16 protein-coding genes are annotated in these 16,200 nt (G+C 69.6%); 13 read left to right on the top strand and 3 right to left on the bottom strand.

From position 1 onward, the window contains the following. The 7 genes from MKK75_RS22630 to lptB all read left to right on the top strand — a co-directional run. On the top strand, nt 1–1,804 hold a 1,804-nt coding region (locus MKK75_RS22630; RefSeq protein WP_244044762.1), incomplete at its 5' end, for a potassium transporter Kup. Nucleotides 1,805–1,890: 86 nt separating this feature from the next. Continuing rightward, nucleotides 1,891–2,118, top strand: coding sequence for a DUF4160 domain-containing protein (locus MKK75_RS36425; protein WP_409567604.1), 228 nt, complete (start codon nt 1,891–1,893; stop codon nt 2,116–2,118). Further along, on the top strand, nt 2,105–2,653 hold the full coding sequence (locus MKK75_RS22625; RefSeq protein WP_244044761.1) for a DUF2442 domain-containing protein: 549 nt from the start codon (nt 2,105–2,107) through the stop codon (nt 2,651–2,653). The genes MKK75_RS36425 and MKK75_RS22625 overlap by 14 nt, the downstream gene beginning before the upstream one ends. 246 nt (nt 2,654–2,899) lie before the next feature. Beyond that, nucleotides 2,900–4,732: a molecular chaperone HtpG gene (gene htpG, locus MKK75_RS22620; protein WP_244044760.1), complete on the top strand. Its 1,833-nt coding sequence runs from the start codon at nt 2,900–2,902 to the stop codon at nt 4,730–4,732. 205 nt (nt 4,733–4,937) lie between these two features. Further along, nucleotides 4,938–5,681: an LPS export ABC transporter periplasmic protein LptC gene (gene lptC / locus MKK75_RS22615; RefSeq protein ID WP_244044759.1), complete on the top strand. Its 744-nt coding sequence runs from the start codon at nt 4,938–4,940 to the stop codon at nt 5,679–5,681. Beyond that, a complete protein-coding gene (locus MKK75_RS22610) occupies nt 5,678–6,364 on the top strand; it encodes an LptA/OstA family protein (protein ID WP_244044758.1) in 687 nt (228 codons plus the stop codon). Before lptC ends, MKK75_RS22610 begins: the two co-directional genes overlap by 4 nt. A gap of 8 nt (nt 6,365–6,372) precedes the next feature. Then, complete coding sequence (gene lptB / locus MKK75_RS22605) at nt 6,373–7,218, top strand: LPS export ABC transporter ATP-binding protein (RefSeq protein WP_409567603.1); 846 nt, start codon at nt 6,373–6,375, stop codon at nt 7,216–7,218. Here lptB and MKK75_RS22600 read toward each other — a convergent pair. Then, nucleotides 7,208–8,404 carry an MFS transporter gene (locus MKK75_RS22600; RefSeq protein ID WP_244044757.1) on the bottom strand — a complete coding sequence of 399 codons (1,197 nt, stop codon included), beginning with the start codon at nt 8,402–8,404 and terminating at the stop codon, nt 7,208–7,210. The genes lptB and MKK75_RS22600 overlap by 11 nt on opposite strands. Nucleotides 8,405–8,783: 379 nt before the next feature. On the opposite strand from MKK75_RS22600, the gene MKK75_RS22595 reads away from it, so the two are divergent. Continuing rightward, nucleotides 8,784–8,996, top strand: a complete 213-nt coding sequence (locus MKK75_RS22595; RefSeq protein ID WP_244044756.1) for a DUF2283 domain-containing protein — start codon at nt 8,784–8,786, stop codon at nt 8,994–8,996. A gap of 43 nt (nt 8,997–9,039) precedes the next feature. Here the strand turns inward: MKK75_RS22595 and MKK75_RS22590 are convergent, their stop codons facing one another. Further along, nucleotides 9,040–10,191 carry a dimethylmenaquinone methyltransferase gene (locus MKK75_RS22590; protein ID WP_244044755.1) on the bottom strand — a complete coding sequence of 384 codons (1,152 nt, stop codon included), beginning with the start codon at nt 10,189–10,191 and terminating at the stop codon, nt 9,040–9,042. Between the two features lie 183 nt (nt 10,192–10,374). On the opposite strand from MKK75_RS22590, the gene MKK75_RS22585 reads away from it, so the two are divergent. The 5 genes from MKK75_RS22585 (at nt 10,375) to MKK75_RS22565 (ending at nt 14,927) form a co-directional block, all read left to right on the top strand. After that, entirely contained in the window at nt 10,375–11,688 is a 1,314-nt protein-coding gene (locus MKK75_RS22585) for an MFS transporter (protein WP_244044754.1), read from the top strand. 189 nt (nt 11,689–11,877) lie between these two features. Further along, complete coding sequence (locus tag MKK75_RS22580; RefSeq protein ID WP_244044753.1) at nt 11,878–12,981, top strand: helix-turn-helix transcriptional regulator; 1,104 nt, start codon at nt 11,878–11,880, stop codon at nt 12,979–12,981. 97 nt (nt 12,982–13,078) lie between these two features. Continuing rightward, the gene (locus MKK75_RS22575) at nt 13,079–13,279 is read left to right on the top strand and encodes a hypothetical protein (RefSeq protein WP_244044752.1); all 201 of its coding nucleotides are present in this window, start codon (nt 13,079–13,081) and stop codon (nt 13,277–13,279) included. A gap of 287 nt (nt 13,280–13,566) precedes the next feature. Continuing rightward, nucleotides 13,567–14,097 carry a GNAT family N-acetyltransferase gene (locus MKK75_RS22570; RefSeq protein ID WP_244044751.1) on the top strand — a complete coding sequence of 177 codons (531 nt, stop codon included), beginning with the start codon at nt 13,567–13,569 and terminating at the stop codon, nt 14,095–14,097. A gap of 197 nt (nt 14,098–14,294) precedes the next feature. Further along, a complete protein-coding gene (locus tag MKK75_RS22565) occupies nt 14,295–14,927 on the top strand; it encodes a DUF2147 domain-containing protein (protein ID WP_244044750.1) in 633 nt (210 codons plus the stop codon). Between the two features lie 7 nt (nt 14,928–14,934). Here the strand turns inward: MKK75_RS22565 and MKK75_RS22560 are convergent, their stop codons facing one another. Beyond that, nucleotides 14,935–16,158, bottom strand: a complete 1,224-nt coding sequence (locus MKK75_RS22560; RefSeq protein ID WP_244044749.1) for a serine hydrolase domain-containing protein — start codon at nt 16,156–16,158, stop codon at nt 14,935–14,937. Nucleotides 16,159–16,200: the final 42 nt, after the last annotated feature.

Raw genomic sequence — 16,200 nt, 5'->3', positions numbered from 1 at the left:
CACCAGCGGCGGCGCCTCGGTGCCGGCCGCCGCGACCGGCGCGGTGTCGCTGATCCTGTGGTCGCTGATCCTGATCGTCTCGCTGAAATACGCCGTGCTGATCCTGCGCGCCGACAACCGCGGCGAGGGCGGCATCGTGGCGATGCTGGCCCTGCTCGGCGCGCGGCAGGCGCGGCCGGGCTCGTGGAAGGCGCTGCTGCTGGTGGTCGGCCTGGTCGGGGCGGCTTTGCTCTACGGCGACGGGGCGATCACCCCGGCGATCTCGGTGCTCTCGGCGATCGAGGGCCTGAAGGTCGATGCGCCTTCGCTCGGGCCGTACGTGGTGCCGATCACGCTGGTGATCCTGGTCGGGCTGTTCCTCGTCCAGCACAAGGGCGTGGCCGCCATCGGCCGGGTGTTCGGGCCCGTGATGCTGGTCTGGTTCGTCGTGCTGGTGCTGCTCGCGATTCCCAGCATCCTGCGCACGCCCGAGATCCTGGCGGCGGTCAATCCCTGGCGGGCCGTGGATTTCCTGCTCCATGCCGGCTGGCACGTGAGCTTCCTGATGCTCGGCGCGGCGTTCCTGGCGGTGACGGGCGGCGAGGCGATGTATGCCGATCTCGGCCATTTCGGCGCCCCGGCGATCCGGATCGCGTGGTTCGTCCTCGTGTTGCCGGCGCTGCTGATCCACTATTGCGGGCAGGGCGCGCTGATCATCGCCGATCCCGGCGCGGTCGAGAACCCGTTCTACCTGCTCGCCCCGGACTGGGCGCATTACCCGCTGGTGGCGCTGTCCACGATGGCCACCGTGATCGCCTCCCAGGCGGTCATCTCGGGCGTCTATTCGCTGACCCAGCAATCGATCCAGCTCGGCTTCATGCCGATGATGCGGGTGGTGCACACCGACCAGGAGGAGCGCGGCCAGATCTACGTGCCCGGCGTGAACTGGCTGCTCGCAGCCGCGACGCTCACCGCCGTCGTGGTGTTCGGCTCCTCCGACGCCCTGGCCGGGGCCTACGGCATCGCGGTCTCGGCGCTGATGGGCATCACGACGCTGCTCGCCGCGCTGATCGCGCTCCGATGGGGCTACAACCCGATCCTGGTCTTCGCCGTGAACGGGTTCTTCCTCGCCATCGACGCCGTGTTCTTCGCGGCCAACAGCGTGAAGCTGTTCGAGGGCGGCTGGTTTCCGCTGCTGCTCGCCGGCATGGTCGCCTTCCTGATGCTGACCTGGATGAAGGGCAACCACGTCCTCGAATCGGTCCGCCACACGATGCGCATGTCCGAGGCGGCGTTCCTGTCGCGCCTGGCCACGCACCCGCCGGTGACGCTACCCGGCACCGCCGCCTTCCTGACCGCCGCCACCGAGGGCATCCCGATGGCGCTCGGCCGGCTGATCGAGCGCAGCCGGTGCCTGCATGAGCGGATCCTGCTGATCACCGTGATCTACGAGGAGGAGCCGATCATCCCGGCGAGCGAGCGGGCGCAGGTGACCCTGGTGGCGCAGGGTATCCGCAAGGCAATCTCGAAGTACACGCCCGGTATGGAACGGGTCGTCCTGCGCTACGGCTTCATGCAGACCGCCTCGATCCCCGAGGGGCTGCAATGCGCGGTGGCGAGCGGCCTGCTGCCGCCGGAATATCTGGAGGACATGACCTACTTCGTCGGTCACGAGGTGGTGATCCCCGCGCCGATCAACCCCGGCATGGCGCCGTGGCGGGAGGGCCTGTTCGCCTTCATGAAGCGCAACGCCGAGCGCACCGGCGCTCATTTCGGCCTGCCGACCCGCCAGATCGTGGAGGTCGGGACCGAGATCGAGATCTGATCGAACGCCGCCGCGATCCGCATTGATCGAGTGCATGCTGTGCACTATTCTCTTCGGACGCGGCGTTCGGTGGATGGGCCGTGCCCATGTTTTACTGCTTCGATGGGTTCCGGATCGAGGTGCGCTCGCGGGCTCATAGCCCGCCGCACTTCCACATGATCGGTTCTGACTTCCACGCGCTGATCGACCTCCGAACCTTGCAGGTCATCCGAGGGACCTACACACGGCGTTCCCTCGCCGAGGTCGTGGCATGGGCATCCGGACAGACCGAAGCTCTGATGGCTGAGTGGAGGCGCCCCAATGAACGTGGATGAGGCCGACGCGATCGTAACCATGGGGCAGCCCCTGCCCAAGCTGGCGAGCGTGGTTCCGGCGGATCGACCCTACACCGTGATCGTGACATGGGCGGCGGGCGCTCGTCTCGGCTGCACCGATAAGGTCGATCTCGCGCCGGTCATCTTCACCTTCAAGGTGTTCCGCCCCCTGCGGGACGGGTCGGTCCCGTTCGACGCCGTCCGGCTCGGTGCCTGGGGCGGTTCGATCCGGTGGGAGGGCAATGACGACCTCGAGATCGGCGCCGAGACGATCGAGGAACTGGCCGCGGCGGCGATGACGAACGTGGAGTTCTCGGATTTCCTCCGGCGCAACGGCCTGACCCTCGATGCGGCAGCCGCGCATCTCGGGATCGCCCGGCGCCGGGTCGCCTACTTCGCGAAGGACCGGGAGATTCCGCGCTACATCGCGTTGGCCTGTCGACAGTTGGACCACATTTTGAGACCCGGAACACGGTACACGACGCGAGACCGGGACGGCTTCGGGGCGGCTGTCCAACCCCCCACCTCATCCTGAGGTGCCGGAGCGCAGCGCAGGCCTCGAAGGAGCCCTCCAGCCGGCCGCGCGATCCCTGGAGCCCTCCTTCGAGGCCCGCTGACGCGGTCACCTCAGGAGGAGGGGGGTGGGTGGGATCGGCCGATGGCCCTGCCGCGATCCGGAACCGCCTGATGGCGGTGATCCAACCCGCCCGCCGCATTGAAAACGGCGCCGTTCGCCGGCATATCGCCACCGCGAATTTTCCCCACAGCGGAGGCATCACCCGTGAGCGAGACGATCGAGCGGCATGAATTCGGGGCGGAGGTGGGACGCCTCCTCGACCTCGTCGTGCACGCGCTCTACTCCGACCGCGAGATCTTCCTGCGCGAACTCGTCGCCAACGCCGCCGACGCCATGGACCGGCGGCGGTTCGAGGCCCTGACCTCGGCGGCGAGCGCCCTGCCGCCGGACGCCAAGGTCCGCATCGCCCCCGACAAGGAGGCGCGGACCCTGACGGTCTCGGATGCCGGCATCGGCATGACCAAGGAGGATCTTGCCACCAACCTCGGCACCATTGCCAAATCGGGCACGCGGGCGTTCTCGCAGACGTTGGAATCCGCGAAGGCCGAGGATCGCCCGAGCCTGATCGGCCAGTTCGGCGTCGGCTTCTACTCGGCCTTCATGGTGGCCGACCGCGTCACCGTCACGTCGCGCCGTGCCGGCAGTGACGAGGCCTGGACCTGGGCCTCGGAAGGGCAGGGCAGCTACACGCTGGAGCCCGCGACGCGGCCCGAGCCCGGCACCGACATCGTGCTCCACCTCAAGGCGGATGCCGACGAGTATCTGGAGCCCTACCGGCTCGACCACCTCGTGCGGAAATGGGCCGACTTCATCACCGTGCCGATCGCGGTGGTGCGCGACGGCAAGGACGAATCGGCCAACCAGGGCACCGCGCTCTGGCGCAAGCCGAAGTCCGAGGTCACCGAGGAGCAGTACGAGGAATTCTACCGCTCGATCGGCATGAACTTCGACAAGCCCTGGGCCACGCTCCATTGGCGCGCGGAGGGACAGCTCGAATTCTCCGCGCTGCTGTTCATCCCGGGCTCGAAGCCGTTCCAGGCGCTGGACAACGAGCGGCAGAGCAAGGTCCGCCTGCATGTCCGGCGGATGTTCATCACCGACGAGGCCGAATTGCTGCCGCCGTGGCTGCGCTTCGTCCAGGGCGTTGTCGACACCGAGGACCTGCCGCTTAACGTCTCCCGCGAGATGCTGCAATCGACCCCGGCGCTGGCCCGGATCCGCCGCGCCGTCACCGGCCGCGTGGTTTCCGAACTGGCCACCCGCGCCAAGGATGCCGAGGGCTATCAGCCGTTCTGGGAGAATTTCGGCGCCGTCCTCAAGGAGGGCATCTACGAAGATTTCGAGCGCCGGGGCGAGATCGCGCCGCTGCTGCGCTTCCGCTCCTCGGCGGTTGAGGGCTGGACCTCGCTGCCCGACTACGTGTCCCGGATGAAGGACGGCCAGGAGGCGGTCTACTACCTCGTGGCCGACGATGCCGAGGCGCTGAAATCCTCGCCGCAGCTCGAGGGCTTCAAGGCCCGCGGCCTGGAGGTTCTGCTGCTCTCCGACCACGTCGACGCCTTCTGGCCGGACCAGCTCGGCACCTTCGAGGAGAAGCCGCTCCGCTCGATCACCAAGGGCGGCCTCGACCTGTCGAAGTTCGCGCTCGAGGGCGAGCCGCCGGAGGCCCCGGAGGGCCTCGACGCCTTCGTGGTCGCCGTGAAGGCCGCGCTCGGCACCGAGGTTTCGGACGTGCGCACCACCGACCGGCTGGTCGATTCGGCCGTGGTCCTCTCGGCCGGCACCGCCGGGCCCGATCTGCAGATGCAGCGGTTGATGCGTCGGGCGGGCCGGGCGGGCGCCGGGCAGCCGGTGCTGGAGATCAACCCGCGTCACCCGCTGATACGCGCGCTCGCCGCAGCGCCCGAATCGGAGATGCCGCAGGCGGCCGGCACGCTGCTCGACCTCGCCCGTATCCAGGACGGCGACAGCCCGCGCGACCCGGCGGCCTTCGCCCGCACGGTCGCGGCGGCGCTGGCGGCGGCCCACGGCGCTTAGGCGATCCCGCATCGGATCGCGACGTGTGCCCGCGCACATGCCGCGAAGAGATTGATAAGTCCGGTTGATCAAACGGAAATGGTCAAGCCATAACTTTGCCACCGGTCGGGATCATTGCCCGGCCGGTGGCGCGGGCGCGGTGGGGGCCGCAGGCGTCTGATCCGATTCCTTTCGTGCGCGGCACGCCGCGCCTCACGGACGCTGCATGAACCCGGTCGAGGCTGAAGCCGGCACCAGACAGGCGGTCGCGGCGGCGCGGACCCGGGCCCATGCCCGGGCCTACCGGCACAGCGGCCGCGTGCGCGCGATGCGGCGGCTCATCCCGGTGGCGGCCGGCGGCGCGGTGGCGCTGCTCCTCGCCTACCTGCTCAATCCCTTCGCGGCCAAGCTCCCGGGCATCTCGGTCGGCCCGGTGACGCTGGCGGGCACGAAAGTCCGCATGGAGAACCCGCGGCTCGCCGGCTTCCGCCAGGGCACCCGCGGCTATGAGGTGACGGCCGATGCCGCCTTGCAGGACGTGCGCAAGCCGAGCCTGATCGAGCTGCAGCAGATGCGCGGCCACATCGCGACCGACGATCAGGGCGGCATCGCCCGGCTCTCGGCAGCCTCCGGCCTGTTCGACAGCGCCCGCGAGTCCCTCGACCTCAAGGACGATATCCGGATCTGGACCGACAAGGGCGAGGAGGCGCGGCTGCGCTCGGCCGCCGTGACGTTCAAGACCGGCGCGATCACGTCCCAGGAGCCCGTCACCGTATCGAGTCCGCGCGCCACCGTGAACGCCGACACCCTCGACGTGGTCGAGAGCGGCAAGCGGATCTCGTTCGTGGGCAACGTCCACGTGGTCATCGTCAATGCGGACCCGGGCGACAGGCCGCACGATGGGCCGGTCGAGACATCGGCCCTGCGCATCCGGACCTCGGACGCACAGCCCGCGGACGGTTCGCGATGAGCGCCGCCCGCGTGGTCGGGGCCGCTTTGGCGGCGTGCCTGCTGCTCGTCGTCCCGGCGCTCGCCGAGAAGCCGGCGGCGCGCAAGGACTCGCCCTTCGGCAATATCGGCGGCAGCGGCAAGGACCCGATCAAGATCGACGCCGACCGGCTCGACGTGTTCGATCGGGAGAACAAGGCGATCTTCGCCGGCAACGTGGTGGCGGTTCAGGGCGAGAGCACGATCCGGTGCTCGACCATGACGGTCTATTACAAGCGCGGCAAGGAGACGCCGGGCAAGGATACGCCGGGCAAGGACGCCAAGGGCGATGCCAAGGTTTCCGAGACGGCGACCGAGGCCGCGCCGGCCCGGAATCCGGCAGAGAACGGCATCCAGAAGGTCGACTGCGCCGGCCCGGTGACGGTGGTGCAGAAGGATCAGGTCGCCACTGGCGACCACGCGGTGTTCGATCAGGACGCCAAGCGGATCGTGCTCACCGGCAACGTCGTGCTGAGCCAGTGCCAGAACGTCACCCGCGGCCAGCGGCTGGTCTACGACATGAATACCGGCCGGGCCAACATGGACCCGGTGGCGGGCGGCCGGGTCTCGGCCCTGTTCGTGCCGGGCGAGAAGGCCGACGCCAAGGACGGGAAGGCGAAGGGCTGCACGCAGCCGCCGCCCAAGCCGAAGGCGCAGGTCGATTGAGCGGCGCCGTGGCGTTCCAGGCCGGGCCGCAGGAGCCGGCGGCCCGGGCCGGCTGGCTCGGGCGCCTGTTCGGCCGGCGCACGGGTCAGCCGGACGGGACCGAGAACCGGTCCGCCGCCGACGATGGCGGCCCCGGCATCCTCTGCGTGCGCGGCCTGCGCAAGAGCTACGGCGCCCGCACGGTGGTACACGAGGCGGGGCTGACGGTCCGCACCGGCGAGGCGGTGGGGCTGCTCGGCCCGAACGGCGCCGGCAAGACCACGATCTTCTACATGATCACCGGGCTGGTGGCGGCCGATCGCGGCGACATCACCCTGGACGGCCTGCCGATCACCCACCTGCCTATGTATCAGCGGGCGCGGCTCGGCATCGGCTACCTGCCGCAGGAGGCCTCGATCTTCCGGGGCCTCACCGTGGAGGACAACATCCGCGCCGTGCTGGAGGTGGCCGAGCCCGACCGCAAGGAGCGGGCGCGCAAGCTCGATTCCCTGCTGGAGGAGTTCGACATCGCCCGCCTGCGCAAGTCGCCCTCGATCGCGCTCTCGGGCGGCGAGCGGCGGCGCTGCGAGATCGCCCGGGCGCTCGCCTCCTCGCCAACCTTCATGCTGCTCGACGAGCCGTTTGCCGGCATCGACCCGATTGCGGTGGGTGACATCCAGGATCTGGTGAAGCACCTGAAGCAGCGCGGCATCGGCGTGCTGATCACCGACCACAACGTGCGCGAGACGCTGGGCCTGATCGACCGCGCCTACATCGCCCATTCCGGCCGCATCCTCACCGAGGGCACGCCGGAGGAGATCGTGGCCAATCCCGAGGCGCGGCGGCTGTATCTCGGCGAGGATTTCAAACTCTGAGGGGTGCCGGCGCCTCCGCGCTGGGCCGGCGCCGCGTCAGCAGCAGGAACGTCGCCGTCGCCGTCACGACGCATCCGGCGGTGAGGAGCAAGACGGCCTCCCGGCCGAACGTCGTCAGGACCATCGCCAGGATCGGCGGTGCCGCCGCTGTCACGAGGTTGAGGGGCAGCGCGATGCGGGAGGCGGCGCGCGCGTAGGCGGACTTGTCGTAGAAGGCCAGCGGCAGGGTGGCGCGCACGACGGCCAGGACGCCGCTCCCGAGACCGTAGATGAGGATGAAGAGCATCACGGCGCCCGGGGTCCAGCCGCCTGCGGCGAGCAGGAGCAGCGCCGTGACCACGAGAATGCCGGCGAACAGGCCGCTGGTCAGCCCGTCCCACCGGGCGCCGCCGAGGAAGTCGATTCCCCGCGCGCCCACTTGGACGATGCCCAGCATCGATCCGTATCCGATCGCGTCCGGCCGGCTCAGGCCTTCAGCGATCAGCAACTCGATCAGGATGGCGCTGAGGCCGAACGTGACGAAGGCGTTGAGGGTGATTCCGCAGGCGATCATCCCGAACGTGCTCGTCCGCGGCGGCGCGGTCGCGTCTGGTCCCGGCTCTATCGCGGCAGCGGGCCTCGCGCGCGGCGGCAGACCCCAGCGGTACAGGGGCAGGCAGAGGAACCACATCGCCCCGGCGTAGATGAGGCAGGTCGCCCGCCAGTCGCCGAGGCTGGTCAGGAACGCCGTGGTCGGCCAGAACAGGCTGCTCGACAGGCCGGTGGCGAGCATCAGCGCCGCGATGGCCCGGCGGGCGCCGCGCCCGGCGATCTCGGTCAGGAGGATGCTGGCCGCATTGGTCAGCGTCGCGCTGCCGGCCACGCCGAGGATGATCCAGGCCGCGAAATACGAGACCGGACCGCTCGCCAGGGCCAGCCCGACGAAACCCGGGCCCGCCAGCGCGCTCCCCGCGATCATCACGGCCCGGGCGCCGTACCGGACGAAGGCGCGCCCGAGGACCGGCGCGGCCACGCCCATCGTGGCGTAGAGCACCGAGTTCCCCGCGAACACCGCGGCCAAATCCATCCCGAGATCGGCCGCGATCAGGGGCGCGACCACAGCCGTGAGGCCGACGCTGCCCCAGCCGATGACCTGGGCGACCGCGAGGACGATCAGGACGCTGAGGCTCGTGCGGTCGGGGCGCATGGGTGATCGTGTCGCTTCAGTCCGTACGGCGGCTCCGTCCAGCCCCGGGGGATACCTTCGGTTCGGTGCGCGACAAGAGGATGTCGAAGCGGCAGGAAACGATATGTCGCATCGCGATGGAGGCAGGCCGTGGGAACGGTCCGCATACGATGGAGCAATCACGTCCTCGGGCGCATGCGGCTGCGGGAGATCGAACCGCTCTGGGTCGAACGGGTCCTGAACTCGTCGAGGCGGATCCCGATCATCCGAGCCGACACCGCGCCTTCGCACGGGTGCCCGAACGCGACGGTCGTGATCTGCGCGTGGTATACGAGCCGCTCCAAGACGGCGCGGAGGTCTTGGTCGTCACGGCCCTGCTCGATCGAGGCCGTACGCGCACATGGAGGAGGACATGATGAGGTCCGAATCCGATCTCATCGTGGACGCGCTCTCTATCCACCTCGCCGAGACGCGCGTCGTCGAGAGCGAGGAGATCCGCCCCGGTTTCATCGTGGATCTGGATGCGGAGGGCCGCATCGTCGGCGTCGAGATCCTTGACGCCAGTAAACAGGTTGCGCCCGGAACCGCGCTGGACCGGCCTCACGCGGCATAGATCGCAGCGCGAAGCCAACCTCACGGGCGTGCTTCGACGAGCCTCACCCCTTCCAGTTCTTCAGTGCCGCGAACGGGCTGTCCGAACCCGGCGGCTTCTCCGGGTTCAGCACCGGCTCGACCTGCGCGATGGCGTCGGCCATCGAGAAGGCCGAGCCGCTCTGCAGGCGGCCGCCGGCGGCGTCGCGGTGGCCGCCGCCGCGGAACAGGCGGGCGCCGTCGAGCGCCGTGCCGTCGTTCGAGCGGAACGACAGGTTCCCCATCCGCTGGACGTTGACCACGCGCTTCGCCCGGCCCGCATCCATGATCAGGTCGGAAACCCGCTGGAAAGTCCCGGAATCGAGAGCGAAGGACAGGAGTGTCCCGTCCTTCAGCGGGCGGAACAGCGTATCCGAGCGGGCGAGCGCCCGGGCGAGGCGCATGCGCGTCGTGAGCGCGGGAGCGTCGTCCGGCGCCGCGCGGAGCAGGGTGTCGACCACCCCGGTGCGGATCGCCGTGGCACGCTGCTCCAGTTCGGCCGGGCTCGCCCCCGTGCGTAAAACCTCGGCCGCCGCGAGCAGGATGTCGGACACGAACCGGTCGTGCCAGGGATGCCCCACCGGCACGAAGCTCGACACCGCCTCCCAGAACATCTCGTCGAGCGCCAGACCGCCCCGGAAGGCGGGGCTCTCCTTGCGCCAGAGATCGACGGCGTCGATCGCCGCGAGCAGGCTCGACAGGTCGGTCCCGGGCTCGTGCGTCGCGAACAGGGCCCGGTGCTCGAAGGTCATCCGCGTGGCGCAGAGATCCTCCTCGATCAGGATCGTGATCTCGGGATCGCCCATATCGACCCGGTTGAGGCCCGGCCGCGCCGGATCGGGGACCGGCTCCAGCCCGAGGCGCCGCAACTGGTCGAGGGACGAGGCGTGGTGATCGAGCACGACGAGGCGGTGCTTGCGGCCCTCCTCGCGGCGCTTGTTCAGCGCGGCGAATTTCTTCAGCCCGGCGATGGTCTGCTCCTCCAGTCCGAGATCGGTCATCAGCAGGACCTCGCCCTCGGCCGCCCGGCCGAGGCGCTTGATCTCGTCCTCGAGGACCGGGCCGACATCGCTGTAGCGCGGCACGTGGACGACGCGCTCGACCGTCGCGCAGGCGGAAGCCACCGTCGAGGCGCCGTAGCCGTCGAGGTCGTGATGGGTGATCTGGATCAGGCGCACGCGGAGCGGTCTCGAAGGGTGTCGGAGGAGGGCGGTCTACGACGGCGAGAGCCGGGAGGCGAGGGGCGGCGGCTCTTCCGTCCGGCGGGGTTCGGTGCAGAATGCCTGCGGGCCGCCATTGAGTCGCAAACGACCGGGTTGGCCCCGGAGACCCGAACGGGCCCGTCACCTCGGAGGAACGCCATGGCCCTGGCCGCTTCACCGCGCGTCAAGCGCATCCAGACCGTATCGCTCGCGTTGCTGGTGACGGCCGGGGTCGTCAACTACGTCGACCGCGCGACGCTGGCGGTGGCCAACCCGCTGATCCGGGAGGATCTCGGCCTCTCGATCCCTGAAATGGGGCTGCTGCTCTCGGCCTTCCTGTGGGCCTACGCCTTCGCGCAGCTCCCGGCCGGCGCCCTGGCGGACCGGCTCGGCCCGCGCCTGACGCTCACCCTCGGCCTGACCTGCTGGTCGCTGGGCCAGATGCTGGGCGGCGCCGTCACCTCGTTCTGGCAGTTCGTGAGCGCGCGGATCGTGCTTGGTATCGGCGAGGCGCCGCATTTCCCGACCTGCGCCCGCGTCTCCCGCGACTGGTTCAACATCCGCCAGCGCGGCACCGCCACGGGGATCTGGAACTGCGCCTCCTCGCTCGGCACCTTCATCGCGCTGCCGCTCCTGACCTTCCTGATGGTCAGTTTCGGCTGGCGGGTCATGTTCGTGATCATGGGTGCGACGGGGCTCGGGCTCGCTGCCCTGGTCTACGCGGTGTTCCGCAACCCGCGCGAGTCGAATCTCACGCCCGCCGAGCGCGCCTTCCTGGAGGAAGGCGACGCCCCGAACGCGAGCCGGCCGGTCACCTGGAACGCGTGGCGGCGGCTGTTCGGCTTCCGCACGAGCTGGGGCATGATCGTCGGCTATTTCGGCTGCATCTACATGACGTGGCTCTACACCGCGTGGCTGCCGAGCTACCTGGAGATTGAGCGGCACTTCACCCTGCAGAAGACCGGTCTCGTCGGCTCGATTCCCTTCGCGTTCGGGGTGATGGGCGGCATCCTGGGCGGCCGGGTCGTCGACATACTGGTGCGCCGCGGCGTCGATCCGATCCGCAGCCGCAAGATTCCGATGGCCGCCTCCCTGGTGGCGACCGCCGCCTGCACCGTGGTGGCCGCGCTGACGCCGAGCGATACGCTCGCCATCGCCTGCATCTCGGCCTCGCTGTTCCTCGTCTACATAAGCTCGTCGGCCGCCTGGGCGATGGCCTCGGTGGCGGCGCCGGCGAGCTGCACCGCCTCGCTCGGCGCGATGCAGAATTTCGGCGGCTATATCGGCGGCGCCCTGGCGCCGACGGTCACCGGGTTCATCGTGGGCGGGACGGGCCATTTCTCCATGGCCTTCATCACCGGCGCGGTGATCGCCCTGATCGCCGCCCTCGGATACTGGACGCTGATCCAGGAGCCGATCCCCGACGAGGACCTGGCGGGGGGCTTCGTGGGCGGCCTGCGTCCCGCCGAGTAGGTCGGCAGGGCCGGATCAGGCCTCAGACTCGCTGGTCCCTCTTGAAATCAGTACCGCGTTAGGGAGTGACTGTAACAATGTTACCTAAATAAGTATATCTCACAAATTTGTGTGGATTCTAAGAGCGGGTGTGTATAGTGCTCTCCCGAGCATAGGGCTCTGAAGAAGGTTCTTTCGGAGACCGGTTCGATGTCCGGCCTGACTCGCGATCACGTAACTCGATTGCGGGATGACCTGGAGGCGAGCTTCCGCGAGGATCTCGAGGAAGCGGTGATCGATGCCACGCGCTGGCCAGATCTGATCGAGCGCGCCTCGCGCAGCTCCGGCAGCGTCGGGGCACTCCTGCTGCGCACGGATCGGACGGGGCTCGACGCGCTGTGCACGCAATCCATCGCCGAGCCCGCGCGTCGCTACTTCGACGAGGGATGGCATCGGGACGACCATCGCCTGCGCGGCCTGCCGACGCTGCGAACGCGCGGCATCACGGTCGATCTGGATTTCACCTCGCCCGACGAGATCGCGCGGCTGCCCTACTACCAGGACCTGCTCGGTTCCTGCGGCCTGCGCTGGTTCGCGGGCGTCGGGTTCGCGGTGAAGGGCCGGCTCTGGTGCCTCTCGCTGCAGCGGACGGTGGCGCAGGGCCCGTTCGAGGCGCACGAGCAGGAACGCTTGGCGACCCTGTCGCCGCTTCTCCGTCGGGCGGGTCTGCTCACCATGATGGTCGAGAAGGCGCGGCTCGCCGGACTGAACCAGGCCTTCGACGTCATCGATCGCGCCGCGCTGGTCCTCGATTCCGAGGGCAGGGCGCTGTGCTGGAACACGGCGTTCGAGGCGCTGCTCGGGCCCGATCTGAAGCTGACGGGCGGACGCCTCGTCGCCGAGGATCCGGAGGCCGCGCGGCAACTTGAAGCCCTGACGCGCCCGTGCGGGCGGGCGCCGATCTCGGCCGTCGTGGTGGCGCGGCGCGATGCGCAGCCGATCGCGATCCACGTCGTGCCCCTGGTCGGACAGAGCCGGGGCTTGTTCGCGGGTGGCCGGACGCTGCTCCTGTGCCGCGTGGCCGGGGCCACGCCCGTTCCGGCCGCGACGATCCTCCAGACCGCCTACCGTTTGACGCCCGCTGAGGCGCGTCTCACCCAGGCCCTGTCCGGTGGTGATTCCCTGGCGGAGGCGGCCTCCCGCTTCGCCGTCACGGCGGCGACCGCCCGCTCGCAGTTGAAGGCGATCTTCGCCAAGACCGGCGCGACCCGACAGGCGGACCTCGTCCGGCTGGTTGCGGGGCTCGCGCGCTGATCGCGCCGCCGGTCGGACCTGAACCGATGCCGCAATCGAGGACGGAACGGCCCGGCCCGCAAAGCCGTTTCGCCTCCGACGTATAGGAGAAACCTCGATGACCCAGCGGTTCGCACTGATTTCTGCCCTGACCATCGGCGCATTGCTGGCCGGCGCGCCGGCCGAGGCGAAGGGTTGCCTCAAGGGCGCCGTGGTCGGCGGCGTCGCCGGGCACATGGCCGGTCACGGCAAGATGGGCGCTGCCGCGGGCTGCGCCATCGGTCACCACAACGCCAACAAGAAGGCCAAGCAGGGCTGACAGGCGGCACGCAAGACCGCGTTGCGGTGATCCCGGCTGATAATCGGGATCACCGCGCCCAGCGGACGACCGCCGCTGCGCCTGTGCGCGGACGAACGGCGATGAGTCGGGCGCGTCGCAACTCGGTATAAGCCGCGGCTCGGCCGTTGAGCCGATCCGATCCTCGTTAAGCCGGGTCCTGCAAAGGGATCCGGCTTTGCCGCATCTGGCCGCTCCCTTGACGGCCGCGCCGTCTGCCGTGATCCAGAAGACCGTTCGGCGGTGTTCCCGATTCAGGCTCCATCCCCATGATTGCCGCGATACGCCCCGCCACCGAAGCCGATCTCCCCACCATCACGGCGATCTACGGCGACGCCGTCACGACCACCACGGCGAGCTTCGAGACGGAACCTCCGACCCTCGACGAGATGGCCCGACGCTTTGTGACGCTACGCGATGCCGGCTTTCCCTATCTGGCGGCCGTCCACGACGGGACCGTCGTCGGCTATGCCTATGCGGGGGCCTATCACCAGCGGGCCGCCTATCGCTCGACCGTCGAGGATTCAATCTACGTGGCGCGCGACGCCCGCGGCGGCGGGATCGGCCGCGCCCTGCTCGAAGCCCTCATCCCCGCCTGCGAGCGGATCGATTGCCGGACCATGGTCGCGGTCATCGCCGAGAGCGGATCGCCCGCTTCCGCGGCGCTGCACGCGCGTCTCGGGTTCAGGTCGGTCGGCACGTTGGCGGCGGTCGGATACAAGCATGGCCGCTGGCTCGACGTGAGTCTGATGCAGCGCCCCCTCGGCCCTGCGCACGGCGCGCCGCCGACCCGTCTGTGAGGTCGACATGAGGCCGCACGCTTTCAGCCCTGGGCTGTCGTGTCATGATGCGGACAACTTCGCGCGGGAGAGGGCGGGGCAGAGGCGCGTCCCACCCGGTGCTCGGCCCGGTGCGAGCGCGATGACGCGAGGCAGGGGCCTTCCCGCACGCGAGCGGTCCGGTCCCCCCACGGCCCGCGAGGCATAGGAGTTCGGGTATGCGGTTTTCTTCGATCGGTCGCCGGATTGCACCGCTCGCGATCCTGGCGCTCCCGGTGCTGGCGGGCGCCGCGCAGGCGGCGACCCCGATCGATCCGACCGGCACGTATCTCACCGAGGATGGGCGCGCCCGCGTGCGCTTCGAGCGATGCGGGGCCGCGGGCGACCGCCTGTGCGGTTACGTGGTCTGGCTGAAGGTGCCGCTCAACGACAAGGGCGAACCGCGGATCGATTTCAAGAATCCCGATCCGAAGAAGCAGACCCGCCCCTCGCTCGGCCATCAGCTCGTGATGGGCCTGAAGCCGAATGCCGACGCCCGTTACGAGGGCAAGATCTACAATTCCGAGGACGGCAAATCGTACGATGTCACCATCTGGACTGAGTCGCCCGGTGAGCTGACCGTCCGCGGCTGCCTGATCGCGTTCCTGTGCAAGTCGCAGACCTGGACCAAGGTCACCGACCTCGCCTCGGGTCAGCTCGCCGGACCGACCAATGGCCCGAACGGCCCGCGCACCGATCCGGAATTCGCGACCCCGGCCACCGGCACCACCGCCGGCGCGCGGCCGGCCACCGCGAAGGCGGCCGCGAGACCCGCCCCGAAGCCCGCGACCGGAACCCCAGCTCAGGAGTGAGTGGGGCTCACGCCGCGAGCGCCGCATAGGTTAGGACGCGCAGCTCCCGCCGGATCGGCAGCGCCGAGGACGGCACGAGCTGCGTCATGAGCACGACCGAGAGATCCTCGGCGGGATCGATCCAGAACGCCGTCGAGGCGAGACCGCCCCAGGCAGCCTCGCCGGGGCTGCCGAGGATCTGCGCGCGGGCCGGATCCAGCATCACCGAGAAGCCCAGGCCGAAGCCGATCCCCGTGTAGGAGGTCTCGGCGAAGCGTGGGGTCCCCATCGCGGCGAGGTCGCCGGACAGGTGGTTCGCGAGCATCAGGTCGACGGTCTTGCGGCCGAGGAGGCGATGGCCGTCGAGCGTGCCGCGGTTGAGGATCATCCGGCAGAAGCGCTGATAGTCGGCGCTCGTCGAGACCAGGCCGCCCCCGCCCGACGCGATGGCCGGCGGCTGTGCGAAGGCCGTCTCGACCGAATCGTCGAACCGGCGCAGCCGACGCTCGCGGTCATACGCGTAGGCCGCGCAGAAGCGCGGCATCAGCGCGGGTGGGACGTGGAAGTCGGTGGCGGCCATGCCGAGCGGCTCGATCACGAAATCGCGAAGATAGTCGGCGAACGGTCGGCCGCTCACGGCTGCCACGTACTGGCCGAGCACGTCGGTGGCGACGCTGTAGTTCCAGGCCGTCCCCGGCTGGGCGAGGAGCGGCAGCTTCGCCACCCGGGCGGTCATCTCGGCGAGCGTGCCTTCGCGTGCGAGGAAGTCGATCCCGTGCTCGCGGTACTGTGCATCGACCAAGGTGGCCTCCATGAAGCCGTAGGTCATGCCGGCGGTGTGGGTGAGGAGGTCGCGCACGGTGATCGGCCGGCGCGCCGGCTCGGTCTCCAGCTTCGCCCGGTTGCCGCCCACGGCGACGCGCATCTCGGAAAATTCCGGCAGCACGCGCGCGATCGGATCGTCGAGCTGGAACAGGCCCTGCTCGTAGAGCTGCATGACCGCCACCGAGGTGAGCGGCTTGGTCATCGAGTAGATTCGCGCCACCGTGTCGAGGGTGAACGGCGTCTCCCGGGCGAGGTCGGCTTGGCCGCAGGCGCGCGCGAAGGCGATCCGCCCCCGCCGCGCCACCGTCACAGACAGGCCCGCGAGCCGTCCATCCGCCACGAGGCGGTCCATCCAGGGCTCGATCCGGGCGAGCGCCCCCGGATCGAAGCCGGCGCCCTTGGGATCGGTGTCGGTCAGCGCGCTCATGCGGTCTCCACGCCGTGTCTGTCCTCAAGCGTAAGGGGACGG

The organism is Methylobacterium sp. J-030 (assembly GCF_022829545.1).
Classification (GTDB): Bacteria; Pseudomonadota; Alphaproteobacteria; order Rhizobiales; family Beijerinckiaceae; genus Methylobacterium.
Note: the sequence above shows the minus strand (reverse complement) of the source record. Positions and strands in the feature narration are given on the sequence as shown.